The 25,263-nt window shown below is 73.6% G+C and carries 19 protein-coding genes; 18 read left to right on the plus strand and 1 reads right to left on the minus strand.

The window, feature by feature from the left end; all coding sequences use genetic code 11:
- Window positions 1–107: 107 nt before the first annotated feature.
- The 12 genes from PS271_RS27250 to PS271_RS27305 all read left to right on the plus strand — a co-directional run bounded on the left by PS271_RS27250 (window position 108) and on the right by PS271_RS27305 (window position 17,819).
- On the plus strand, window positions 108–3,128 hold the full coding sequence (locus tag PS271_RS27250) for an AfsR/SARP family transcriptional regulator (RefSeq protein ID WP_398385472.1): 3,021 nt from the start codon (window positions 108–110) through the stop codon (window positions 3,126–3,128).
- A 434-nt stretch (window positions 3,129–3,562) separates the two neighbouring features.
- Window positions 3,563–4,534 carry an L-tyrosine/L-tryptophan isonitrile synthase family protein gene (locus tag PS271_RS27255; RefSeq protein WP_398385473.1) on the plus strand — a complete coding sequence of 324 codons (972 nt, stop codon included), beginning with the start codon at window positions 3,563–3,565 and terminating at the stop codon, window positions 4,532–4,534.
- A 43-nt stretch (window positions 4,535–4,577) separates the two neighbouring features.
- Complete coding sequence (locus PS271_RS27260) at window positions 4,578–5,453, plus strand: TauD/TfdA dioxygenase family protein (protein WP_398385475.1); 876 nt, start codon at window positions 4,578–4,580, stop codon at window positions 5,451–5,453.
- Complete coding sequence (locus PS271_RS27265; RefSeq protein ID WP_398385477.1) at window positions 5,450–7,009, plus strand: 4-hydroxyphenylacetate 3-hydroxylase family protein; 1,560 nt, start codon at window positions 5,450–5,452, stop codon at window positions 7,007–7,009. The genes PS271_RS27260 and PS271_RS27265 overlap by 4 nt, the downstream gene beginning before the upstream one ends.
- A gap of 1 nt (window position 7,010) precedes the next feature.
- A complete protein-coding gene (gene asnB / locus PS271_RS27270; RefSeq protein WP_398385478.1) occupies window positions 7,011–8,270 on the plus strand; it encodes an asparagine synthase (glutamine-hydrolyzing) in 1,260 nt (419 codons plus the stop codon).
- Between the two features lie 97 nt (window positions 8,271–8,367).
- Entirely contained in the window at window positions 8,368–9,291 is a 924-nt protein-coding gene (locus PS271_RS27275; RefSeq protein ID WP_398385480.1) for a quinone oxidoreductase family protein, read from the plus strand.
- A gap of 52 nt (window positions 9,292–9,343) precedes the next feature.
- Window positions 9,344–10,222, plus strand: coding sequence for a DODA-type extradiol aromatic ring-opening family dioxygenase (locus PS271_RS27280; RefSeq protein ID WP_398385481.1), 879 nt, complete (start codon window positions 9,344–9,346; stop codon window positions 10,220–10,222).
- Between the two features lie 6 nt (window positions 10,223–10,228).
- Window positions 10,229–10,696 carry a flavin reductase family protein gene (locus tag PS271_RS27285; RefSeq protein WP_398385482.1) on the plus strand — a complete coding sequence of 156 codons (468 nt, stop codon included), beginning with the start codon at window positions 10,229–10,231 and terminating at the stop codon, window positions 10,694–10,696.
- Window positions 10,697–10,845: 149 nt separating this feature from the next.
- A complete protein-coding gene (locus tag PS271_RS27290; protein WP_398385483.1) occupies window positions 10,846–11,307 on the plus strand; it encodes a hypothetical protein in 462 nt (153 codons plus the stop codon).
- Window positions 11,308–11,459: 152 nt separating this feature from the next.
- Window positions 11,460–13,490 (plus strand): M6 family metalloprotease domain-containing protein, encoded by a 2,031-nt coding sequence (locus tag PS271_RS27295; protein ID WP_398385485.1) that lies wholly within the window; start codon window positions 11,460–11,462, stop codon window positions 13,488–13,490.
- Between the two features lie 74 nt (window positions 13,491–13,564).
- A complete protein-coding gene (locus PS271_RS27300) occupies window positions 13,565–16,801 on the plus strand; it encodes a DEAD/DEAH box helicase (protein WP_398385486.1) in 3,237 nt (1,078 codons plus the stop codon).
- A 142-nt stretch (window positions 16,802–16,943) separates the two neighbouring features.
- Window positions 16,944–17,819 carry a universal stress protein gene (locus PS271_RS27305; RefSeq protein ID WP_398385488.1) on the plus strand — a complete coding sequence of 292 codons (876 nt, stop codon included), beginning with the start codon at window positions 16,944–16,946 and terminating at the stop codon, window positions 17,817–17,819.
- Between the two features lie 54 nt (window positions 17,820–17,873).
- On the opposite strand, the gene bla is transcribed toward PS271_RS27305, so the two are convergent.
- The gene (gene bla / locus PS271_RS27310; RefSeq protein WP_398385490.1) at window positions 17,874–18,788 is read right to left on the minus strand and encodes a class A beta-lactamase; all 915 of its coding nucleotides are present in this window, start codon (window positions 18,786–18,788) and stop codon (window positions 17,874–17,876) included.
- A gap of 170 nt (window positions 18,789–18,958) precedes the next feature.
- Here bla and PS271_RS27315 point away from each other — a divergent pair, with 170 nt between their 5' ends.
- From PS271_RS27315 to PS271_RS27340, 6 genes are all read left to right on the plus strand, one after another.
- Window positions 18,959–19,489 (plus strand): DUF3515 family protein, encoded by a 531-nt coding sequence (locus PS271_RS27315; protein WP_398385492.1) that lies wholly within the window; start codon window positions 18,959–18,961, stop codon window positions 19,487–19,489.
- A gap of 387 nt (window positions 19,490–19,876) precedes the next feature.
- On the plus strand, window positions 19,877–20,569 hold the full coding sequence (locus PS271_RS27320; protein WP_398385493.1) for a PLL family lectin: 693 nt from the start codon (window positions 19,877–19,879) through the stop codon (window positions 20,567–20,569).
- Between the two features lie 264 nt (window positions 20,570–20,833).
- Window positions 20,834–21,859 (plus strand): N-acetyl-gamma-glutamyl-phosphate reductase, encoded by a 1,026-nt coding sequence (gene argC / locus PS271_RS27325; protein ID WP_398385495.1) that lies wholly within the window; start codon window positions 20,834–20,836, stop codon window positions 21,857–21,859.
- A gap of 94 nt (window positions 21,860–21,953) precedes the next feature.
- Complete coding sequence (gene argJ / locus PS271_RS27330; protein WP_398385496.1) at window positions 21,954–23,105, plus strand: bifunctional glutamate N-acetyltransferase/amino-acid acetyltransferase ArgJ; 1,152 nt, start codon at window positions 21,954–21,956, stop codon at window positions 23,103–23,105.
- Window positions 23,102–24,040 (plus strand): acetylglutamate kinase, encoded by a 939-nt coding sequence (gene argB, locus PS271_RS27335; RefSeq protein WP_398385498.1) that lies wholly within the window; start codon window positions 23,102–23,104, stop codon window positions 24,038–24,040. The genes argJ and argB overlap by 4 nt, the downstream gene beginning before the upstream one ends.
- The gene (locus PS271_RS27340; RefSeq protein WP_398385500.1) at window positions 24,037–25,257 is read left to right on the plus strand and encodes an acetylornithine transaminase; all 1,221 of its coding nucleotides are present in this window, start codon (window positions 24,037–24,039) and stop codon (window positions 25,255–25,257) included. The genes argB and PS271_RS27340 overlap by 4 nt, the downstream gene beginning before the upstream one ends.
- The last annotated feature ends 6 nt before the right edge of the window (window positions 25,258–25,263 follow it).

The raw sequence follows: 25,263 nt of genomic DNA on the forward strand, positions 1-25,263 counted from the left end.
CCGTGCCGGACCGGAAAGGTAAGCGGAAGAGCCAACCCCGTATGACGCCTATGGTTGTCGGATTCGCCGATGTTCGAATCTTGTACAGCGGAAGGGTGGTCATGCGGGTGGTGCACACGCGTGTCGAGTTCCAGGTGCTGGGGCCGCTCACGGCCGTCGCGGACGGCCGGATCCTCCCGCTCGGGGGACCGAAGCAGCGGACCCTGCTCGCCGTGCTGCTCGTCAACGCCAACACCGCCGTCTCCGGCGAGCGGCTGTGCGACGCCGTCTGGGGCGAGGCGCCCCCGGCCTCCGCGCAGGCCAACATCCGCAGCTACGCCGCCGTCCTGCGTAAGGTCCTCAGCCCGGCCGGCGGACCGGCATCCGGCGAGGACCGGCTCAGCCAGGGCAACGGCGGCTACCGCTTGCGCGTGTTCCCCGGCGAGGCCGACCTGCACCGCTTCGAGCTCCTCGCCGCGCGCGGCCGCACCGCCCTGGGCGCCGGTGAGCACCGGGCCGCGGCCGACGCCCTGGAAGAGGCGCTCGCGCTGTGGCGCGGCAGCCCGTTCGAAGGGGTGGCGCACCACGACGCCCTGCTCGGCGAGGTCGCCCGCCTGGAGGAGGCGCGGCTGACCGCCTTCGAGGACCACGCCGAGGCCCGCCTCGCCCTCGGCGAGCCCCGCGAGCTCGTCGGCCCGCTCCGCGCGGAGACCGCCCGCTACCCGCTGCGCGAATCCCTGTGGGCCAAGCTGATGACCGCGCAGTACCGCAGCCACCAGCCCGGCGACGCCCTCCAGTCCTACGCCCTCGCCCGCACGGCCCTCCGCGACGAACTCGGCATCGACCCCGGCGACGAACTGCGCCGCCTGCACCACGCGATCCTCACCAGGGACCCGGGACTGGGCGCCCCGCCCGCCGCGGCGCAGCCCGTACGGCCCGCCGACGCCTGGCAGCCCACCGTCCAAGTGCCCTCCGACGACTCCGACTTCGTCGGCCGCGGCCACCTCCTGGAGCGCGTCGCCGCCCTGATCGGACCCGCCGCCGGCCGGCCCGGCCGCACCACGCCCTGCGCCGTGCCCGTCGCGATCCTCACCGGGCTCCCCGGCGTCGGCAAGACCGCCCTGGCCACCCGGCTCGCCCACCACCTCCGCCACGAGTTCCCCGACGGCCGGCTGTTCGTCCACCTGGACGGCACGCGCGGCCCCCAGCGCACGCCCGGCGCGATCCTCGCCAACCTGCTGCTCAGCCTCGGCGTCCCCGGCTCCTCCATCCCTGAGGCCACGGAGGAACGTGCCGCGCTCTACCGCTCGCTGATCGCCGACCGCAAGGTGCTCGTCCTCCTCGACGACGCGCGCGACGAGGCGCAGATCCGGATGCTGCTCCCCGGCACCCCGGGCAGCGCGGCCCTCGTCACCAGCAGGACGCGGCTCGCCGGGCTCACGGACGCGCACCTCATCGACGTCGCCCCCTTCGACGACGAGGAGTCGCAGGACCTGCTGCGGCGCATCGTCGGCCCGCAGCGGCTCGCGGCGGAGCCCGAGGCGACCGGGCGGATCCTGGCCGCCTGCGCCGGGCTGCCCCTGGCGCTGCGGGTCGCCGCGGCGCGGCTCGCCGGACGCCCCGACTGGCAGGTCCGCCGCCTGGCCGACCGGCTGGCCGACGAGCGCGGGGTGCTCGCGGAGCTCACCGTCGGCGACCTCGCCGTCCGCACGTGCGTCGCCGCCAGCTACCACGGCCTGGCCCCCGACGCCGCCCGCGCCTTCCGGGCCATCGGGCTGCTCCCCGCACCGGAGTTCCCCGGCTGGGCCCTCTCCGCCGCCCTGCTCGACCCGGCGGACGCCGGCACGGGCGACGAACGTGCCGCGGGCGGATGCACCGCGGCCCACGAACGCGCCGCGGACCGTGCCACCGACGCGCTCATCGACGCCAACCTCGTACAGGTCGAGTCACTGAACGGACAGCGGCAGCCGCGCTACCGCATGCACGACCTGCTGCACGCCTACGCCGCCGAACGCGCCCTCGCCGACGAGCCGGAGTCGTGGCGCCGGGCCGCGGTCGCCCGCGTCCTGGACGGCTGGCTCGCCCGCGCCCGCGCCGCGGGCGACCAGCTCATCCGAAGAGGCACCGGCGGACACGCGCCCGGCGCGGCGGGCGACCTCGTCGGATGGCTGGAGAGCGAGCGCACCGGCCTCGTCACCGTGGTCGGCTTCGCCGCGAGCGCCGGCTACGGCCCGCAGACGGCCGGGCTCGCCGCCGCCCTGGAGGACGTCTGCCACCTGCGCAACTGGTGGGACGAGTGGGAGCACGTCGCCCGCGCCGCACTCGACCGCGCCACGGCCGACGGCGACCCCGTCGCCGTCGCGGTCGCCCAGGGCTCCCTGGCCCGGGCCTGCGCCGTCCGCGGGCGGGTGGACGACGCCCTGACCCGCTACGCCGGCGCCATCGCACAACTCGACGCGCTCGGCGAGGAACACCACGCCGCCCGCCTCCGCATCCACCGCAGCTTCGCGATCGCCGACCGGGGCATGGCCGGGCTCGCCCACGACGACGCGGTGTCCGCGGCCGCCGCGATGAACCGGCTGGGCGACAAGCACGGCCACGTCATGGCCCTGCGCAGCCTCGGCTTCGCACTCTCCTCCCAGGGGCGCGAGGCCGAAGCCGTCGCCGCGCTCGAACCGGCCGTGGCCACGGCGGAACGCCTCGGCCACCCGCTCGCCCTTGCCGACGTGCTGCAACTCCTCGCCTGGGCCGAGATCGGCCACGGCCGCGCCGAACGCGCCGCCCGCCACCTGCACCGGGCCCTGGCCGAGTACCGGTCCCTGCGGCACCGGCCCGGCGAGGCCTACGCCCTGCTGGCCCTCGGCCGCATGCACGCCGAACCCGGCGGCCCCGGCCAGGCCGCGTGGGCCCTCGCCCCGCTCGGGCAGGCCGCGGCGATCTTCGCCGAGCTCGGCGAACGCCGGGGCGAGGCGCTCACCGCCCTCTGGCTCGGCAGCGCGCACGCTGCGCTGGGCGACCGCGGCGCCGCCGTGAGCCACCTCACGACGGCATGGAACGGTTTCCGCAGCCTCCGGATGCCGTCGTGGGCGGGACGAGCCCGGCAGGAGCTCGACGGGGCGACGCGGTCCGCGGGTGTCACTGACCGGTGATCCGCGCGGCACCTTGAGCGGCGGTACGCCGGATGCAGCCCGCCGCCGTCGGAGCCCCGGCCCGCTGCCCGGCCTTCGTCCGCTGCCGCGGGGCTTGAGATCCCGCTGCCCCGGTCGGGTGCCGGCCTTGGCGCCGCGCGCTCCGCCGGCCTCGTCTCAACGAACGGTGCCCTGCACACTCCCTGAGCGGGACGCCGGCCCGCGCAGCGCGCTCCCGGCGGACGGCCGGGCCTGACGCCCGGTGCCCACCGTGCGTCCGGACGGCCGGCACGTCCGGAGCCGCAGCCGCAGCGCGAAGCGGCTGCTGATCCGGCCTCAGCGCACCCGGGGCGCACGCTCATACCCCGCACGGCGCGCCGCCCTTGTGCGCTTCTCATGCGCTTCTCATGCGCCCCCCACGCACCGTGGATCCCAGTCCACGAAGGGAGGGCGCGGTGTCCGAACCGGCCGCACCCGATATCGACCTGGCCGCCGTAGAAGTCGTCCGCGAGGTCCTGTCCCACCAGCGCAGAATGCGCGACGGCGGATGCGCCGGACGCGTCTGCCTGCGCTGCGTCCGCCACCACCTGGACGCGGTGCACAGCGCCATCCAGGACGGCCGGCGGATCGAATTCGTCCTGCCGGCCTTCCCCACGAAGTCCCCGAACCCCGCCAAGGTCCTCGGCCCCCTGCCCGACCTGGCCGAAGAACTCGCCCTGCGGTTCCTCAACGAGCTGTGCGAGCGCATCAGCGAGGTCTACGCACCCGGAGCGGCCATCCTCATCTGCTCCGACGGCCGCGTCTTCAACGACCTGCTCGGCGTGAGCGACGAGAACGTCACGGCCTACGCACAGGCCCTCGACGCCATGATCACCAGGATCGGCGCCGACCGGCTCGAACAGTTCAGCCTGGACGACGTCTACACCGGCGCCGGCCACGAGGACATGCGCACCATGCTCTCCGCCGGCCACGCCCCCACCCTGGAGGAGCTGCGCGAGGAGGTACGCGGCGGGGGCGCCCCGCTCGCCATGTACCGCGGCATCACCCGCTTCATGCTGGAGGACCTGTCCGGCCCCGCCTGGACCGGCACCCGCTCCGCCCTCCAGCGCAAGTGCCGCGACCTCGCCTACCGCGTCATCCAGCGCAGCCGGGCCTGGGGCAACCTCCTGGACCGGCTCTTCCCCACGGCGATCCGCCTGTCGATCCACCCGCAGCCCTGCAGCACGGACAAGATCGGCATCCTGCTCGCCGACACCCCGGACACCTGGCTGACGCCCTGGCACAGCGTCGCCGTCGAGGCCGGCGGCCGCTTCACGCTCATGAAGCGCGCCGAAGCCGAAGCGGCCGGCGCCGAACTGGTCTTCGCCGGCGGGAACCCCAGCCACTACGTCCTGTCCCGCGACTCCTGGGACCGGGCCTGCGCCTGACCACCCGGCGGACCACCGTCCCCCAGCACCGAAAGAGGCACCCATGACCTCCGCACCAGCAGACGCAGCCACCGCCATCCTCACCGGCCTCCGCTACGACGTCGCCCCCCTCACCCCCTTCGGCCTGGCGATACGGGCCACGGAGCCCGGCCTGCGCGTCGAGGACGTCCCCGTCGCGCCGCTGCGCTCCCTCGTCCGCGCGCACCACGTCGTGCTGCTCCGCGGCTTCGGCGCCTTCGACGGCCCGGACGCGCTCTCCTCCTACTGCGAGCGCTGGGGCGAGCCGAGCGTCTGGCCCTTCGGGACCGTGCTCGAACTCGTCGAGAAGGAACACCCCGAGGACCACATCTTCGACTCCAGCTACATGCCCATGCACTGGGACGGCATGTACCGCGAGCAGATCCCCGAGTTCCAGGTCTTCCAGTGCGTGCACGCCCCCGGCGAGGGCAACGGCGGCGAGACCACGTTCTCCCACACGACCGCCGTCCTGGAACGCACCGACCCCGGGACCGTCGCCCGGTGGTCGCGGGTCACCGGCACGTACCACCGCGCGATGGAGTTCTACGACAGCGTCACTGTCTCGCCGCTCGTGACCAGCCACCCCGTCCACGGCGCGCCCGTCATCCGCTACAACGAGCCCACCGCCGCCGATGACGCCGGCTTCGTCAACCACCCCGACCTGCGCTTCACCGGCCTGCCCGACGACGAGATCGCCGAGGTGCACCGCAGCCTGCGCGCCGCGCTGTACGACCCCGCGCACCTCTACGTCCACGCCTGGCGGACCGGCGACCTGGTCGTCACCGACAACTACACGCTGCTGCACGGCCGCAACGCCTTCACCAGCGGCGCCCCGCGCCACCTGCGCCGCGTCCAGGTGCTCGGCACGCCGCCGCTCGACAACCCGGGGCTGGTCCGATGACACACGAGCACACGACCCAGGACCGTACGACCTACGACCGTCCGGCCCACGAGCCCAACCGTCTCATGACCGGCGACGACTACCTGGAGAGCCTGCGCGACGGCCGGCAGGTCTACGTCGGCGGCGAGCGCGTCAAGGACGTCACCCGTCACCCCGCCTTCCGCAACTCCGCCCGCTCCGTGGCCCGCCTCTACGACGCCCTGCACGACCCGGCGACCGCCGGCGTGCTGACCGGTGTCGACGAGCCGACGGGGATCCGTACGCACAAGTTCTTCAAGCCGAGCCGCTCGGCGGCCGACCTCGCCGAGGCCCGCGAAGCCATCGCGGCCTGGGCGCGGATGAGCTACGGATTCCTCGGCCGCACCCCCGAGTACAAGGCGTCCTTCATGGCGGGCCTCGGCGTCAACGCGGACTACTACGGCCCGTACGCCGCCAACGCCACCGCCTGGTACCGCGAGTTCGCGAGCAAGGCCCTCTACCTCAACCACGTCATCATCAACCCGCCCGTGGACCGCAAGCGCGCGATCCACGACATGGAGGACGTCTTCGTGCACGCCGTGCGCGAGACCGACGCCGGGGTCGTGGTCAGCGGCGCGAAGATGCTGGCGACCGGATCGGCGATCACCAACGCGGGCTTCGTCGCCCCCGTCGGCTCGGCGGCCCTCGCCCCCGGCAAGGCCGAAGCCTTCGCCCTCGTCTTCTTCGTCCGCATGGACAACCCGGGCGTGAAGCTCATCTGCCGCACCCCCTACGGGCAGCACGCCGGCAGCCCCTTCGACGCCCCGCTCAGCAGCCGCTTCGACGAGAACGACGGCGTGCTCCTGCTCGACGAGGCGCTGATCCCCTGGGAGGACGTCCTCGTCCACCGCGACATCGAGCGCGCCACCGGCTTCTACGCCGCCTCCGGCTTCCCCAACCTCTACAACTTCCAGTCCGGCATCCGGCTGAGCGTCAAGCTGGAGCTCATGGCCGGGCTCCTCTCCCGCGCCACCAAGGCCAACGGCACCGACGCCTTCCGCGGCGTCCAGGCCGCCGTCGGCGAGGTCGTCACCATGCGCGACATGGTGTGGGCGCTGACGTCGGCCATGGCGTACGACCCGGAGCCCGGCAGCGGCGGCACGGTCGTGCCGCGCCTGGAGCACGCCTCCGCCATGCGCATGTACAACGCCCAGGTCTGGGACCGCGTCCACGAGCTGTTCGAGACCACCCTGGGCGGGGCGCCGCTCGCCGTGCCCTCCAGCGCCCGCGACCTCGCCAACCCCGAGCTGCGGCCGCTGATCGACCGCTTCTACCGCGGCGCGGACAGCTCCGCCCACGACCGGATCAAGCTCCTGAAGCTGGTCTGGGACGCGATCGGCACCGAGTTCGGCGGCCGGCACGAGCTCTACGAGCGCAACTACTCCGGCAACGGCGAACAGGTCCGCCTCGACGCGCTCCGCTGGGCGGCCAACCGCGGCAGCCTCGGCCGCTACGAGGCCCTGGTGCAGCAGTGCCTCGACGACTACGACCTCGACGGCTGGCGCCGGGGACCCTGGACCGGAAGCGAGGACGAGTGACATGTGCGGCATCACCGGATGGGTGGACTTCACCCGCGACCTGACCGCCGAACAGCAGGTGGTCCGGGCCATGACCGACACGCTCGCCGCCCGCGGCCCCGACGCCGAAGGCATCTGGCTCGACACCCACGCCGCCCTGGTGCACCGGCGGCTGGCCGTCATCGACCTGGAGCACGGTACCCAGCCGATGCGCACCCCCGAACAGGGCCCCGGCGGCCGGCCCCGCGCCGTCGTCTCCTACGGCGGCGAGATCTACAACTTCCGCGAGCTGCGCGAGGAACTCGTCCTGCTCGGCCACCGGTTCGCGACCCGCAGCGACACCGAGGTCGCACTCCGCGCCTACCTGCAATGGGGCACGGACTTCGTCCACCGCCTCAACGGCATGTACTCCCTCGCCCTCTGGGACACCGCCCGCGAAGAACTGCTGCTCGTCCGCGACCGGCTCGGCGTCAAGCCGCTCTACTACCACCCCACGCCCGGCGGCCTGCTCTTCGGCTCCGAACCCAAGGCCGTCCTCGCGAACCCCCTGGCCCGCGCCGAAGCCGGCGCGGAAGAGCTGTGCGACGCCCTGCTCTTCCTGCGCACCCCCGGCCGCGTGCCCTTCCGCGGCATGCGCGAGGTCAAGCCCGGACACCTCGTACGGGCCGGCCGCGACGGGATCAAGGAGGAGCGCTACTGGGCGCTCGAAGCCCGCCCGCACACCGACGACCTGCCCACCACCGTGGCCCGCGTCCGCGAGCTCCTCGATGACATCGTCCCCCGGCAGATGACCGCCGACGTCCCGCTCGTCTCCCTGCTCTCCGGCGGCCTCGACTCCAGCACGGTCACCGCCCTCGCCGCACGCACCCGCGCCAAGACCGGCGACCGCCTCGCCACCTTCTCCGTCGACTTCACCGGCCACACCGAGAACTTCCGCGCCGACGCCATCCGGCCCACCCCGGACGGCCCGTACGCCCTCGAAGCCGCCCGGCACGCCGGCACCGAGCACCACGCGATCGTCCTCGACCGCGGCCGGCTCCTCGACCCGGCCGTGCGCCGGACCGTCCTCGGCGCCTGGGACCTGCCGTACAATTTCGCCGACCTCGACGTCTCCCTCTACCTGCTCTTCGCCGCCGTCCGGCAGCACGCCACGGTCGTGCTGTCCGGCGAGGGCGCCGACGAGGTCTTCGGCGGCTACCTCTGGTTCTCCGACCCGGAAGCCCGCCGCGCCGAGACCTTCCCCTGGCTCAAGCTGGGCGCCCACCGCGGCGCCGTCCGGTAGAGGTCGGCCTCGTACTCCGCCAGGTCGATGCCGTCGACGAACCAGGGGTGAAACAGCGACCGCGGGTCAGACCGGCGGGCCCGGCGTCCAGCTCTACGTGGAGAGGCCCGACCCCGGGCAGCCCGGCGAAGGGCAGATCCTCGTGCAACTCGCCGCGGCCGGAGTGAACTTCATCGACCTGTACCGGCGCGAGGGGCGCTATCCGCTGCCCGTGCCCTGCGTCCCCGGTGAGGAGGGCTCCGGCGTGGTCCTCGCGACCGGCCCCGGCGTCACCCGCTTCACGGCCGGTGACCGGGTCGCCTGGACGACCGTGCTCGGCAGCTACGCCGAGCGGGTGCTCGTGCCCGAGGACAAGGCCATCGTCGTGCCCGACGGCATCGACCTGCGGACGGCCGGCGGCGTGCTCGTCCACGGCATGACCGCCCACTTCCTCGCCCACGACTCCTACCCGGCCCGCGCGGGCGAGACCGTACTCGTACACGCCGCCGCCGGGGGTGTGGGCCTCCTGCTCACGCAGCTGCTCAAGCAGCGCGGCGTACGGGTCATCGGCACGGTCTCCACCGAGGAGAAGGAGCGCACCGCCCGGGCCAACGGCTGCGACGAGGTGATCCGCTACACCGAGACCGACGACCTGGCCGCCGAAGTCCGCGCGCTCACCGGCGGAGAAGGCGTCCACGCGGTCTACGACGGTGTGGGCGCGTCCACCTTCGACGCGAGCCTCGACTCGCTGCGCACGCGCGGCACGCTGGTCCTCTTCGGCGGGGCCGGCGGCGCGGTCCCGCCCGTCGACGTGATGCGGCTGCTGTGGGGCGGTTCGCTCACTCTGACCCGGCCCTATCTGGAGCACTTCCGGGCCACCGTCGAGGAGTTCGAGATGCGGGCGGGTGAGGTGTTCAGAGGCCTCGTCGACGGCACGCTCACGTTCACCGTCGCCGGGACGTACCCCCTCGCCGAGGCGCACCGCGCGCACACCGACCTGGCCTCCCGCGCCACGTCCGGAAAGCTCCTCCTCGTCCCGTGAAGTCCCGTGAAGTCCCGTGAATTTCTGGAAAGTCCCGTAAAGGAGGATCGCCATGGGTGACATCGCCGGTGCGGGCCTGCTCTCGCACGCGCCCGTCATCATGTTCCCCGAACCCGATCGCGTCGCAGCGAACGGCGGCAGCGACTTCACGCTCGCGACCGGCCTGGAGCGGCTGCGGCGCGAGGTGACCGACACGGCCCCGTACGACACCGTCGTGGTGTTCGACTCCCACTGGGCCACGACGACCGAAGCGGTGATCACGGCCCATCCGCGTCGCAAGGGCCTCTTCACCTCTGACGAGATGCCGTCGGCGATCAGCCGGCTGCCGTACGACCTGCCCGGGGACCCCGGACTGGCGCACGCGGTCGCCGGCCTGGCGGCGGAGCGGAAGGTGTGGATCGAGGCCAACGACGACCCGTACCTGCCGGTCCACTACGCGACGCTCAACCTCTGGACGTACCTGGGGCGGACCGGCACGCCATGGGTGTCCGTCTCCGTCCGCCAGACGGCGACCACCGAGGACTTCCTCAGGATCGGCGAGGTGGTGGGGGAGGCCGTCGCCGGGCTCGGCGGGCGGCGCGTGCTGCTGCTCGCCTCGGGCGGCCTGTCCCACCGCTTCCGGCCGCTGGGCGAACTGCGCGACCGCATGGCCGGCGACCCGGGCAACATCGTCTCGCCCGGGGCCCGGGCGGCGGACGAGCAGCGGATCGCCTGGCTGGAGGCGGGCCGGCACGACGAGGTGATCCGGTCCATGCCGGAGTACCTGCGGTACGCGCCCGAGGCCCGCTTCGGCCACTACCTCATGCTGGCGGGCGCGCTGGGCGGGGAGGCGTGCCGGGCGCGGGGCCGGCGGTTCAGCGCGTACGAGAACGGGATCGGGACGGGGCAGGTGCACCTCTGGTTCGACCTGCCGGCCGGCGGGGCGAGGTGACGGCCGGTGCTCACCGATGAACGGCAGCTGCGGGCGTGTCTGGGGCACTTCGCCACCGGCGTCACCGTGGTGACGTGCGAGGTCGGCGGCGTCCCGCACGGTGCGACCGTCAGCTCCTTCACGGCGGTCTCGCTGGACCCGGCGCTGGTCCTGGTCTCGCTGCACCGCCGGAGCAAGGCCGGACGGCACCTGGCCGGCAGGCCGTTCACCGTGAACGTGCTCGGCGAGGACCAGCGGGACCTCGCCGAGCGCTTCGCCGGCCGGCGCACGCACGCGCCGCCCCGGTGGGCGCCCCGGCCGCCCGCCGGCCTCGCCCCCCGCCTCGCGGGCGCCCTCGCGACCCTCTCCTGCACGCCGTGGGCCGCGTACGACGGGGGAGACCACGTGCTCTTCGTGGGGCGCGTCGAGGAGGCCGAGTACCGGGAGGGCGGCCGCCCGCTCGTCTTCTACGAGGGGCGGTTCCGGGGGCTGTAGCCCGTCCTCCCTCGCCCTCCTCGGCCAGGTGTCGCCGACCTCGTGCCGTCGGACCGTCAGGCCGCCGCTAGAATGCGGCGTTTGTTCGATTAGGTGGCGCGATCCGATGACGCGATCCGATGCTGCGATGAACTGTGGGGGGACCACACGTGAGGGCGAGACTGAGAGAGACCGCGGAAGAGCTGGCCGGGCTCCTGTGGCGGGAGTACATCGTCTACCGCGACCGGTCCGGGGAGGTGGTGATCCGGGGCGAGCACGTACAGCGCTGGATCAGCCTCGCTGCCGCGGCCGGCGCCGACGAGGTGCTCGTCCGCGCGGGACGCATCCTGGAAGGCGGGACCACCGCCCCGGCGCGCTCGGAGGCCGTCGTGCCGCTGTCGGCGGGCATGGGCGAGCTCGCCGCGGCCTGCCGGCGGCTGCTCGCCGAGACCGCCGCCGCGTCCGCGCCCCGCGATCCGCGTGCGGCGGGGAACGGGCGCGCGGCGAAGGCCGCGAAGGCGCGGCCCGCGCGCAAGGGCCGCCACACGGGCCTCGGGTCCTGGGCGGTCATCGTCTCCGTCCTGGGCGTGCTCGCGGTCTGCGCCTACCAGCTCGTGCTGAACGGCGGGTGAGCGGGGGCGGCTGAGCCCGCCGGACGTCACCGGGGTCACGTACGCGCTCTGGCGTCGCACCTGGCCCCGGCCCTACCGTGGCCCCGGTAGGCACACTCGAACAGCATGTCTTGGCATGAACCTGACACTCACTCACTCCAGAGAGGTGAGCCGTGTTCCTGCGCCGCAGACGCGTCCGCCGGCTGCGCCGGCTCGGTGTCGTCGCCCTGCTCCTCGGCGTCGTGGCCGCCGTCGCCGCCGGCCCCGCCCGGGCGACACCCGACACCGCTTCCCGGGGCCCGCTGCCCCTCGTCCAGCCGATCGATCCGCAGCACTGGCGCAATCCCGACGACATGACCTGGGCCGAGTACCGCTCCGTGCCCGGAACGGACTGGGCGAACCCCGCCCGCACGCCCGCACAGCGCAAGTTCAAGGGCGCTCTCGTGCTGCTGGACTACTCCGACGAGGAGTTCTCGGTCAGCAAGCCCGCCGGAGCCGCCAAGTTCGGCAACCCGCTGCCCAGCGCGGCCGGCATCCCGCGCGCGCAGGTGCCGAAGTTCTACGAGGACTTCCTCAACAAGCCCGGCGCGCTCAACCACGGCCACACCATCAACGAGTACTGGATGGAGGACTCCGGCGGCCGCTTCGGCGTCGGCCTGACCGCCTTCGGTGTCTACCGCATGCCGGGCAAGTCCTACCAGTACGGCATCGAGCCCGGCATGAACCCCGGCGCCTGCCCCGTCGGCGACACCTGCGGCAAGGACATCCGCGCCGACGGCAAGCGCGCCTGGACCGCCGACGTCGGCGCCGGCAAGACGCGCGAGTTCGACTTCGTCTTCTACCTCACCGCGGGCGTCGACGAGTCCTCCGCCTGGCAGGAGTTCGGGCCGATGAAGTTCCCGTCCGCGCAGGACGTGCCGGCCGCCTGGGGACCCCCGTCGCCCATCGCCTCCGGCCTCAACGCCGCGCAGACCCGCTACGTGCCGTGGACGTCCTGGCAGGCCGCCGCCCGCATCTGGCCCAACGCCGCGAACGGCTCCTCCACCCAGGCCGAGAGCTCCGGCATGGCCACCTTCGCGCACGAGCTCAGCCACATCCTGGGCATCGGCGACAACTACAACAACCCCTACGGGACGCCGCTCAGCCGCTCGTACACCGGCATCTGGGGCATGCTCTCGCGCGGCTCCTTCAACGGCCCCGGCGGGCCGCACACCCGATGGCGGATACCCGCGACGGCCGGCGGCTCCATGGGCGCCCAGCACGTCCTGCGGGACAAGCTCAAACTCGGCATCGTCGACGAGAAGAACGTCCTGCGCCTCGACCGCGACGCCCTCAAGGGCTCCGGCCTCGTCGTCGCCCGCGTCACCGCCCGCTCCGCCCCGCCCGGCGAGAAGGGGCTGACCGGCGTCAACATCGCCATGGGCCGCGACCTGTCCCCGGCGTGCGACCGCACCACCGACCCGCTCTGCGACGGCGGCGGCTACGACAACTACACCGTCGAGGTCGTCGACCGCATGGGCGCGGACTCCTTCACCCCGGACAGCGGCGTCCTGCTGAGCAAGACCAAGAACGCCGACCGGGCCCCCTTCGCCTGGGTGGTCGACGCCCACCCCGAGGACATCGGCCTGACCGACTTCACCCGCCCCGACGGCACCCCGCAGAAGATCACCATGGGGGACTACCGGCAGCTCAGCGACGCCCTCTTCCACGCGGGCGCCGACTCCGGCAGCTCGTACGAGTACGCCGACGAGGCCAACCGGCTGCACTTCTACGTCCTGAACGTCCAGCGCGACGCCACCGGCGTCCTCTCCTACGACGTCGGCGTCAAGTCCCTCGACGGGGCCGGGCCGCAGGCCCGCGGAGTCGCCCTCGGCAAGGGCAGCGTCAGGAGCGGGCCCGACCGGGGCCGGGCCGTGTGCACCTTCGGCCTCGCCAACACCGGGAAGGCCGCGCCGCAGAGCGACCCCCGCCTGTCCTCCGACGTCTACCGCCTGTCCGCCACCGCCTCCGGGCGCGGCTGGTCCGCCTGGCTGCCCAACCGCCTCACCACCGCCGCCGCCGGCACCGCGGTCCCCGTCGACGTCGCCGTCACCGCCGAGCCCGGCGCCGACCGCAAGGGCACCGTCACCCTCACCGCACGCTCGGAGAGCGACCCCCGCAAGACGGCCAAGGCCACGTGCTCGCTGCCGAAGACGGGGAGGTGATCGTTCCGCCCCGGAGGTGCCCGCACCTCTGACAGAGTTGCGGGATGCACGGTGAAGTTGAGGATGCGCAGGCGGTGACGGAGACGCCCGGCGGCGCGGATTCCGGGCCGACCGTCGTGGAACTGGTGCGGGAACGGTGGGGCACCCGGCTGACCGGGACGCTCATCCCCCGGTTCCTGGAACCGGGCTGGAGCTACCAGGAACAGGTGCCCCGCACGTGCCCCGTCTGTGAACGGGCCCTGCACTCGCTGCGCAGACCGTACGAGTCCCAGGGGCGCATCTACCGCTACGTCGCCGTCGTCTGCCCCTCCTGCCCCGCCGCGTACACCCTGGCCGACCTCGGGGTGAAGACCTACGACAAGCTGTGCGCGCCGGGGCGGACGGCGGCTCCGGCCCCCGCCCCGGCGCCGTCGCCCGAGCCCGTCGCGCTCTCCGCCGTCCTGGAGCGGATGGCCCTGGGGCCGTGTCCCACCGGGCCCGGCGTCAGCGTCACGGCGATCCGGGCGCCGCGCCCCTCCGCGACCTCCGGCTCCTCCGCCCCCGCGCGGCAGCCGCGCCCCGCCTGGCCCGGGGACCTGCTGCTGCCGGCAGAGGACGAGAAGCGCCGCCTGCTGTGGTGCAAGGTCACCGAACCGGCCTGGCGGCCCGCCGCGGCGGCCGTGGCCGCGGCCGAGGACGTCCGGGTCATCGTCCCCGACACCCCCGCGTTCGACGCCCTGCGCGAGGAGCTCGCCGCGCAGGGCATACCCTGCCGCAGCGTCCGCCACTGGCAGGAAGCCGAACAGGTCGGCACCGTAGGCGACTTCGGGGACACCACGGACCTGGTCGCGCACCCGGCGCGGGACGCGGCCCCCGTGGCGGGCCCCGGCGCCCATGCCGCGCGCGACGCCTTCGCGGCCCAGTGGGACGCCCTGGAGGAGCTCCCGTCCGGCGAGACCGACGCGTACGTGCCGGTGACCGACCTCGTCCCGCAGTCCTGGGCCGGGCTCCTCACCCACCCGTCCTTCAACCCCGCCCAGGCCGCCGCCGTCCCGGCCGTGCTCGACGGCGACGAGCACCTGGTCGTCGTCGCCCCCACCGGAGCCGGGAAGACGCCCGTCGGCATGGTCGCCGCCCTGCACGCCCACCACCGCGGCCGCAAGGCGGCCTGGCTCGTACCGCAGCGCTCGCTGACCGACGAGCTCGACCGCGAACTGGAGGCGTGGCGCCGCAACGGCCTCGAAGTGGTCCGGCTCACCGGCGAGTCCGCCGTCGACGCCGGCCTCGTCCGCAAGGCGGACGTCTGGGTCGCCACCACCGAGAAGTTCGAGGCGATCTGCCGCGCGGGATCGCTGCGCGACGCCCTCGCGGAGGTCGGCTGCCTCGTCGTCGACGAGATCCACCTGCTCGGCGACCCCACGCGCGGCCCCGTCCTCGAAGCCCTCCTCGCGCGCGTCCGCGAGGACAGCACGCAGGTGCGCATCGTCGGCCTCTCCGCCACGGTCGCCAACGCGGACGAAGTCGCCGCATGGCTCGGCGCCCGCCTCATCCGCACCCCCTGGCGGCCCACCCGCCTCACCTGGCAGATCCCCGTCCTGGCCGCCGCGCCCGACGCCGACTGGTCCGCCCGCGCGGCCTCGCGCACGAAGACCGCCGTGCGCCTCGCCCGGACCGTCACCGGCGAAGGCGGCAGCGTGCTCGTCTTCTGCGGCAGCAAACGGGGCGTACGGGCGACCGCGCTCGCCCTCGCCGCGGACCGCGGCGTGCCCACCGCCGGAGCCGACGCGGACGACGCCGAACTCGTCGAGCGGCTCTGCGCCGGGGCCGGAATCCGGCTGCACTACCGCGACTGGCCCTACAAGCGCGAGGCCGAACACGCCTTCCGCACCCGGCAGGCCGACGTCCTCGTGGCCACCTCCACCGTCGCCGCGGGCGTCAACCTCCCCGCCCGGGCCGTCGTCGTGCGCGACACGCAGATCGGGCTGGACCGCATCGAAGTGTCCATGGTCCAGCAGATGTTCGGGCGCGCCGGGCGCGTCGGCGCGGGGGAGCGCGAAGGCTGGGCCTTCCTCCTCGCGGAGGGGGAGGAGCGCGCCGAGTGGCAGGCCAGGCTGGCCGCCGGCTACACCGTCCGCTCCCGCATCCGCGACCGCCTGCCCGACCACCTCCTTGCCGAAGCCGTCCAGGGCCGCCTGCGCACCCTGCCGCAGGCGGAGGCCTGGTGGACGCAGACCCTCGCCTTCCACCAGGGCCAGGAGAGCTTCGACTCCCTTCACGACGCCGTCGACTTCCTCGCGGAATCCCGCTTCCTGCGCCGCACCCCCGGCCCCGACGGCGACGGCGCCCCCGGCCTCCTCGTACCGACCGAACTCGGCAAGCTCACCAGCCGCTTCATGGTCGACTCCGACCTCGCGGACACCCTCACGAGCGCGCTGCGCGGCCTGCCCGTCCCGCAGGACCCCGACACCGCCGAGGACACGCTGGCCGCCCTGCTGAGCGCCGTCCTGCCCGTCCTGGAACAGGCCCCCTTCACGGAACGGGCCCGCGCCGCACTCCTGCGGGTCCTGCGCACCGGCGGCCGCACCGACGACCCCGACGGAACGGCCGCCGGTGCGCAGGACGACGGGGCCAAGCCCGCGCCCGGCGACCTCTCCCGCGCCGTCCTCCTCCTGGTCGCCCACAGCCCGCACGCGTTCCGCACGCGCAGCGCCTACGTGCTCGGCATCCCCCTGGAGAGCATGACGAACATCCTTGACGAGGCCGAGCGCTACCTGGCCTGGCTCGGCGCCCAGGGCCCCCTCAGCACCGTCCACCCGTGGGCGGCCGTCGCCGCCTCCGACCTCGCGGCCCGCATCCGCTGGCGGACGCTCGGGCCCCCGCGCGGCGCCGGACGGCTGCTGTGGATGTGCGAGCAGATGGCCACCGCGCCGCTGGCCCGCCACCTCGTGCCGCAGATGTGGCGCGCCGCCCGGGAGCGGGGCGTCGACGCCCCCGACTGGCCGGGCACCACCCCGCCCGCCTCCTGCGCCCTCCCCGCGGACCGCTACCGCGCCCTCCTCGCCGACCGGGCCACGGGCACGGCCTTCACCGAGGATCCCGGCGGGGACACCGTGCACGTCCTCGCGCCGCCCGGGGCGATTGTGCGCGCCTGGAGCGGGAAGACGACGACGGAGCACTTCTCCGACGGCAGCCCGGTCGAGGTCCCGCGCCCGCGGAACCACCACTCCGCGGACGCCACGGGCCTCGGAGCGGTCGTCTTCACACGGGGCGACCGGATGGCCCTGGGCTGGGCGGCGGCGTACAACGCGATCGGGACCCGTAGCGTCGTCTGACCCGGCCGGCGCCACGAAGTCCAGGTGGAGTCACTCGTCCGTGTGGCCGGCCCCTGCGGCCCCCGCCCTGGGGACGGCCACGGACGGACAGTGGCCAGTAAGGAGAAAACTTCCCGTGCACCATGGAGGCCCTGTGTCCGGCGTGATCACCGTTGGCGTGGACGGCAGCGAGCACGGCAGTGCCGCGGCGGACTGGGCGGCCGCCGAGGCCGTGCTCCGGGGCATGGAGCTGCGCCTCGTCCACGCCTGGGCCCAGCAGCCCCTGGACCTCCCCGTCACCGTGGACACCGAGGCGCAGCAGCGCTGGGCCGGGAACCTGTTGCAGGAGACCCGCGCCCGCGTGACGGCACGGCACCCGGCCCTGCCGGTCACGGCCCGGCTGCTGCCCGCCGACCCGGTTCCCGCGCTCGTGGCCGAGTCCGCCGAGGCGGCCGTGCTCGTCCTCGGCTCGCGCGGCCACGGGGCGCTCGTCGGCTATCTGATCGGCTCCATCGCCCTGCACGTGCTGCGGCAGGCCAAGGGCCCGGTCGTCCTCGTGCGCAGCCCCGAGCAGGAACAGGAGGCGGGGGCGGGGGCGGACGAGGGTGCAGGTGTGGGTGAGGTTCTGGCCGGTGTGGGCGAGGAGCCCGACGACGTCCTGGAGTTCGCCTTCGAGGCCGCCTCCGTGCGCGGAGCGCAACTGCGTGCCGTACGCGCCTGGTCGCTGCCCCCGGTCGTTGACTGGGGACCCGGCTCCATGCGGCTGGCCGACGAGACCGGAGGGCTCGCCGCCCTCGAACGGAAGCGGCTGGCCGACGCCCTGGAGCCGTGGCGCTCCCGCCACCCGCAGGTCGGGGTCGCCGAGCAGGTGGAGATCGGGAGCGCGGCTCAGGTCTTGCTCTCTTCCTGCGGGGCTGCCTCCCTCATGGTCGTCGGGCGCCATGCCTCCGGCCCGCACGGCTTCCAGCGCATCGGCCACGTGGCCCACGCGGTGCTGCACCACGCGCCCTGTCCCGTCGCGGTGGTGCCGCATCCCTGACGGGCCTTCAGTAGTAGCGGTCGGCCCGTCAGGAGCTTCTGGGAAAACGGGAGATCAGCCGAGCGCCGACGCCAGGATCTCCGCCGTCCCGGCGACGAGGTCGTCGTCCCCCTTCGCGGTGGCCTCGTGCTTGGTCGTGAGGACGGACATGACGATCGGTGCCCCCTGCGGGGACCAGGTGATGGCCACGTCGTTGTTGGTGCCGTACGAGCCGGCGCCGGTCTTGTCCGCGACGGTCCAGCCCGCGGGGAGGTTCTTCCGGATCCTGTTGTCGCTGGTCGTGTTGGCGAGCAGCCAGCCGGTCAGGCGCTTGCGGTCCGCGGGGTCCAGGACGTTGCCGAGGACGAGGCGGGCGTAAGTGCGGCCTATCGCGCGAGGGGTGGTGGTGTCCGTCGTACGGTCCGGCTCCGCCGAGTTCAGCGTGGGCTCCCAGCGGTCGAGCCGCGTGATGCGGTCGCCGGTCGAGCGGCAGAAGCGGGTGACGGCGGTGGGGCCGCCCAGCTCGCGGAGGAGGAGGTTGGCCGCGCCGTTGTCGCTGTAGGAGATCGCTGCGGCGCACAGCTCCTCGACGGTCATGCCGTTCGCGACGTTCGTGTCCGTGCCCGTGATCTCGTCGTAGCCGGAGTCCTTGACCTCCTTCTTGGTGTAGTGGATGCGCTTGGCGAGGAACTCGCCGTCGCGGTCGAGGTCCCGCAGGACGGCGGCGACGGCGAGCGTCTTGAACGTCGAGCACATCGGGAAGAGCTCGTCGGCCCGGTGGGTCACCGTCCTGCCCGTGACCGTGTTGTGGGCGAACACCCCGAGCCGGGCGGAGTGCTTCTGCTCCAGCTCGCGCAGCCGCCGGGCGATCCGGTCGCCTCCGGGCGTCGCCGCGTACGCCGTCCCGCCCGTGGTCAGGGCGGCGAGGGCCGTTCCGGCGCCGAGAGTCAGGATCGTGCGGCGGGAGGGGCGTGCGCCTGTGCGTTCCAAGATCGTATGCTCCTTGTGTCCTCGGTGATGCGGTCGCTATCCAATACGCACGTCATGATCGACTGGTTCCACTTAGAGGTGATCCGGCATCATTTGCGCCTGCTGGGCCAGGCATGCCCACCGTGCCCGGCATGCCCGCCGTGCCCGCCGTGCCCGCCTATGATCATCCGGTGAAGACCTGGCCCCGCCGGTGGCGCGCCCTGCCCGTCGCCGCGGCGCTCCTCGCCGCCGCCGGCTCGACCTCGGCGAGCGGCGCCGCGGCCCGCGCCGTACCCCGGCCGCCGGCGCAGGAAGCCGCCCGCTGCCGCGCCCTGCACGCGCAGCTCCCCGCGACCTTGGCGGGCCTGCGGCGCGGAACCCCGCGGCCCGCCTCGGACTTCACCGCGCAGTGGGGCGCGCCGGCGGTCTTCCTGCGCTGCGGCGTCCCGCGCCCCGAAGCGCTCAAGGCCGAGTCCCCGCACTTCGACCGCTACGGCTCGGCGTGGGACCTCGGCGGCATCGAGTGGTATCCGCAGCAGCAGGCCGACGGCAGCGTCCGCTTCCTGGCCACGAAACGCGCCGCGTGGGTCGAGGTGACGCTGCCGAAGGAGTACACGGGCGGGGGCGGTAGCGGGGTCGATGGCGGCGGTGCCGATGGAACGGCCGTCCTGGAGGAGATCGCTGCTCATATCAAGATGACGATCCCCGAGGGCTATGTGTGACGACGACCGTGCCCAGGATGCGTTCCAGCGGGTAGTACCCGCGTCCAGCAGTCGAAGCTGACCCTCCTGTTGTCCCCGAGGAGGACGGCCACGCGCTTGATGTGCCAGTCGCGGCCGCGGACGCCGGCCGGTTCCGGCTGTCGTGGCCCGTCGTGCCGTAGCGGATGCCCGCGTCCGGCCGGTGCTGCCGTGCTGTATGAGCGAAGGGCGAACTCGTGTGTGAACCGGCCCGGCCGGGGTAGCAGTTGGGTCATGGGGAGAGCCTTCCGGAGAGCCGCTCGTGTTGCTGTCGCGCTCGCCATCGCCTGTGCGGGAGCCTTCGCCGCCGCGCCGGCGGCGCCCGCCGCTCAGAGTGTGAGGAGCGCGGTATCGGCGGGCGGCTGCAGCATGGACACCGCCGCCCAGGGTGTCGCCGGAGCCTCGTCCGAAAGCCCGGTCTCCGTGCCGCGCGCGGACGGCAGGGTCGATGAGTTCCAGGTGTTCTACGACTCCACCGCGACGCAGGGGCTGCCGTTCGTGTGGCACAGGGCCCAGGCGGCGCCCGGCGGATCGTACGGGGCGTGGGAGAGGGTCAGCGCGGGCACGGTCGGCCCCAAGGGGAGCTTCGTGACCGCCGTGGAGAACGCCGCGGGCGGGCTGGAGTTGTTCTGGCTCGACCACGGCGGCTTCTGCCACACCGTGCAGGGACCGGCGGGCGGGCCGTGGTCCGCGCCGGAGGGTTTCGGCCTCCAGCCGCCGCCGTACCACGGCTTCCTCGTGCTCTTCAAAAGGTCGAACGGCACTCTCATAGCCATGGCGTCGTCGGGCAAGCCGGACCGCTCCATGGAGTCGCGCACGCAGCTGAGCTCCGACGGCGTGTGGCTCCCCCCGGCCCACATGGGCAAGGTCACCGAAGCGTCCGTGGGCCTGAGCCGGCCGGAGACCGTCACTGAACTGGCCGACGGACGGCTGAAGGTGACGGCGCGTGAGTGGAACCGCGACCGCTACTGGCAGATCACCGAAGAAGCGCCTGACACCGGCGTGCCGCGCGGCTGGTGGCCCGCGCAGTGGCAGCTCTGCGAGACGCCCCGGTGTGCCTGACCGGCGGGACGAGCCTCTGCCGCGCACTTGCGTGATCTTGTCGAAGAGACGAGTCGATCTTCCCGCCCGAGGCAGGTTAGGTTAGCCTAAGCTAAGTCCCGCCTCGGGTGTCGTGACGCACTCCCCGTGACCGCTCTACCTCGTGCAGAGCGGTCGCAGTGCTGCGCGGAACCCGATGCCGGCCTCGGCCTCTCACCGGCGGACGGACGCGCGCTCTTGCGCCGATCCGTCCTGCCCCGGCACGGAACGACGCAAGGACGGAACATGGTGCGCACAGCAGTGGCAGGCGCGAGCGGATACGCGGGCGGTGAATTGCTGCGGCTGTTGCTGGGGCATCCCGGCGTCGAGATCGGCGCGGTGACGGCCGCCTCCAACGCCGGCCGGCCCGTGGCGGAACTCCAGCCCCACCTCGCCCCGCTGGCCGGGCGGGTTCTGGAGGCCACGAGCGCCGAGGTGCTGGCCGGGCATGACGTGGTGTTTTTGGCGTTGCCGCATGGTCAGTCGGCGGGGGTTGCCGCTGGGCTGGGTGAGGGGACGCTGGTGGTGGATTGCGGTGCGGATTTCCGGCTCGAGGACGCGGCGGAGTGGGAGCGGTTCTACGGCTCCGCGCATGCGGGGACGTGGCCGTACGGGTTGCCGGAGCTGCCGGGTGGCCGGGAGGCGCTGAAGGGGGCGCGGCGGATTGCCGTGCCCGGGTGTTATCCGACGGCGGTGTCGCTGGCGCTGGCTCCGGCGTATGCGGCGGGGCTGGTGGAGCCGGAGGCGGTGGTGGTGGCGGCGTCGGGGACGTCGGGTGCGGGCAAGGCGGCCAAGCCGCACCTGCTCGGCTCCGAGGTCATGGGCTCCATGAGCCCGTACGGCGTGGGCGGCGGCCACCGGCACACCCCGGAGATCGTCCAGAACCTCTCCGCAGCCGCGGGGGAGCGCGTGACGGTCTCCTTCACGCCCACCCTCGCCCCCATGTCCCGCGGCATCCTCGCCACGTGCAGCGCCAAGGCCCGCCCCGGCGTTACGGCGGAGAGCCTGCGGAGCGCGTACGAGGAGGCCTACGCGGATGAGCCCTTCGTCCAGCTCCTGCCCCTAGGGCAGCAGGCCTCGACCGGCGCCGTGACGGGGTCGAACACCGTCCACGTACAAGTGGCCCTGGATGAGGCGGCCGGGCGGGTCGTCGTGGTGAGCGCGATCGACAACCTCACCAAGGGCACCGCCGGCGGCGCGGTGCAGAGCATGAACATCGCCCTCGGCCTTCCCGAGGACATGGGACTGCCGGTCACGGGGGTGGCGCCGTGAGCGTGCGCCGGGTCATCGCGACCCTTCTGGCACGGCTGGTGCCGTGCGACACGGCCAGGAACACGACCGGCAAGCAGGTTGACGAGGGGATGCAGTGAGCGTCACGGCAGCGCAGGGTTTCACGGCGGCGGGCATTGCTGCCGGGATCAAGGAGAACGGCAGCCCGGACCTGGCTCTGGTGGTCAATCAGGGGCCGCGTCTGGCCGCCGCGGGCGTCTTCACCGCCAACCGCGTCAAGGCCGCGCCGGTGCTGTGGTCCCAGCAGGTCCTCAAGGGCGGTCAGGTCTCCGCCGTGGTCCTCAACTCCGGTGGCGCCAACGCCTGCACCGGCCCCGAAGGCTTCGCCGACACCCACGCCACCGCCGAGAAGGCGGCCGAGGTCCTCGGTCACAGTGCGGGCGAGATCGCGATCGCCTCCACCGGCCTGATCGGTGTCCGGCTGCCCATGGACAAACTGCTCCCGGGTGTTGAGAAGGCCGCGGCCGGGCTCTCCGCGCACGGTGGTGAGAAGGCCGCGATCGCGATCAAGACCACCGACACCGTCCACAAGACGGCCGTCGCCCAGGGCGAGGGCTGGACGGTGGGCGGCATGGCCAAGGGCGCGGGCATGCTCGCCCCGGGCCTGGCCACCATGCTCGTCGTGCTCACCACCGACGCCGACGTCGACACCCCTGGTCTGGATGCGGCGCTGCGGGCGGCGACCCGGACGACGTTCGACCGTGTCGACTCCGACGGTTGCATGTCCACCAACGACACCGTCCTGCTGCTGGCCTCCGGCGCCTCCGGCATCACCCCTGCCCCGGGCGTGTTCGCTGAGGCCGTGCGGGCTGTGTGTGAGGACCTTGCGCGTCAGCTGATCGGGGATGCGGAGGGGGCGAGCAAGGACATCCGTATCGAGGTGATCAACGCCGCTACTGAGGACGATGCGGTCGAGGTCGGGCGGTCCATCGCCCGTAACAACCTCCTCAAGTGTGCTCTGCACGGTGAGGACCCGAACTGGGGCCGTGTCCTGTCCGCCATCGGCACCACCTCCGCCGCCTTCGACCCCGACGCGCTCAACGTCGCGATCAACGGCGTGTGGGTGTGCCGCAACGGCTCCGTCGGTGACGACCGCGACCTCGTCGACATGCGCCGCCGGGAGATCCGTATCACCGCCGACCTCGCCGCGGGCTCCGAGACCGCCGTCATCTGGGCCAACGACCTCACCGCCGACTACGTCCACGAGAACAGCGCGTACTCCTCATGAACAGCAAAGCCCGTACCGTCATCGAAGCGCTGCCCTGGCTCCGGCGCTTCCACGGAAAGACCGTCGTCATCAAGTTCGGCGGCAACGCCATGGTCGACGAGGAACTCAAGGCCGCCTTCGCCCAGGACGTCGTCTCCCTGCGGTACGCGGGGCTCCGGCCCGTCGTCGTGCACGGCGGCGGCCCGCAGATCAGCGCCCAGCTCGACCGGCTCGGCCTCGTATCGGAGTTCAAGGCCGGCCTGCGCGTCACCACACCCGAGGCCATGGACGTCGTCCGCATGGTCCTCGCCGGGCAGGTCCAACGCGAACTCGTGGGCCTGATCAACCGTCACGGGCCGTTCGCCGTCGGGATGACCGGCGAGGACGCCCACACCATGACCGCCGTGCGGCGCATGGCCGAGGTGGACGGCGAGCCTGTGGACATCGGGCTGGTCGGCGACATCGTGGCGGTGGACCCGGAGACGCTGGAGGCGCTGCTCGCCTGCGGCCGCATCCCCGTCGTCTCTCCCGTCGCGCGCGGTGCCGACGGCGAGATCTACAACATCAACGCCGACCTGGCCGCGGCCGCCCTCGCCGAGGCCCTGGGCGCCGAGAAGCTGATCGTCCTCACCGACGTCGAGGGTCTGTACGCGGACTGGCCGCACAGCACCGACGTCATCCGCCGCCTGACCGTAAGCCAACTAGAGGCGCTTTTGCCCGGGTTGGCGAGCGGCATGGTGCCGAAGATGGAGGGCTGCCTGCGGGCGGTCCGCGCGGGCGTGGGCACGGCGCACGTCCTGGACGGGCGGGTCCCGCATTCCCTGCTGCTGGAGGTCTTCACGGGCGAGGGCGTCGGCACGGCCGTCGTCCCGGACCCGGCCGTGCTCCCGGAAGAGATCCTGGATCCGGACGCGATCCTGGACCAGGCCGAGATCCCGGACCGGGTGCCCGCATGAGCCGACGACAGGGCCCGCCGCCGGCCGACCGCGGCGGCGCCGCGCTGACGGAGCGCTGGCAGGGCGCGCTGATGGACACGTACGGGACGCCGCCGCTGGCGCTCGTGCGCGGCGAAGGGGCGACGGTCCAGGACGCGGACGGCCGCACCTACCTCGACCTCGTCGGCGGGATCGCCGTCAACGCCCTCGGCCACGCCCATCCCGCGGTCGTCCGGGCGGTCTCGGAGCAGATCGCCACCCTTTCCCACGTCTCCAACCTCTACGTGGCCGAGCCGCCCGTACGGCTGGCTGAACGGCTGCTGGAACTGTCCGGGCGCGACGGACGGGTGTTCTTCTCCAACTCGGGCACGGAGGCCGTCGAAGCGGCCTTCAAGATCGCGCGGCGGACCGGGCGGACCCGGATGGTCGCCGCGGCCGGCGGATTCCACGGCCGCACGATGGGGGCGCTGGCCCTCACCGGCCAGCCCGCCAAGCAGGACCCCTTCCTGCCGCTGCCGGGCGAGGTGACGCACGTGCCGTACGGGGACGTGGAGGCGCTGCGGGAGGCGGTGGACGAGGGGACGGCCGCGGTCGTCCTGGAGCCCATCCAGGGCGAGAACGGCGTGGTCCCCGCGCCGCCGGGCTATCTGCGGGCGGCCCGGGAGATCACCACGGCCGCCGGGTCGCTGCTCGTCCTGGACGAGGTCCAGACGGGCATCGGGCGGACCGGGCACTGGTTCGCCCATCAGGCCGCGGGGGTGGAACCGGACGTCGTGACCCTCGCGAAGGGGCTTGGCGGCGGGCTGCCGATCGGAGCCACCATCGCTTTCGGGCGCGCCGCCCGGCTGTTGACGCCTGGTCAGCACGGCTCCACGTTCGGTGGGAACCCGGTGGCGTGCGCGGCGGCCCTCGCCGTCCTCGCGACGATCGAGGCCGACGGCCTGCTGGAGCACGTCCGGCGCGTGGGGGAGCGGCTACGGGCCGGCATCGCGGCCACGGGCCATCCGCTGCTGCGCGAGGTGCGGGGAGCGGGGCTGCTGCTGGGCGTTGTCCTCGCCGCGCCGGTGGCCGCGCGGGCGCAGCAGGCCGCGCTGGAGGCGGGCTTCCTGGTGAACGCGACGGGCCCGTACGTGCTGCGGCTCGCTCCTCCGCTCGTCCTCGGCGAGGGGCAAGTCGACGCGTTCGTGGGGGCGTTGCCGCGCATCTTGGACGCCGCTGACGCGACTGACGGAGCTTGACACTCC

It is taken from the genome of Streptomyces sp. SCA2-17, assembly GCF_044336695.1.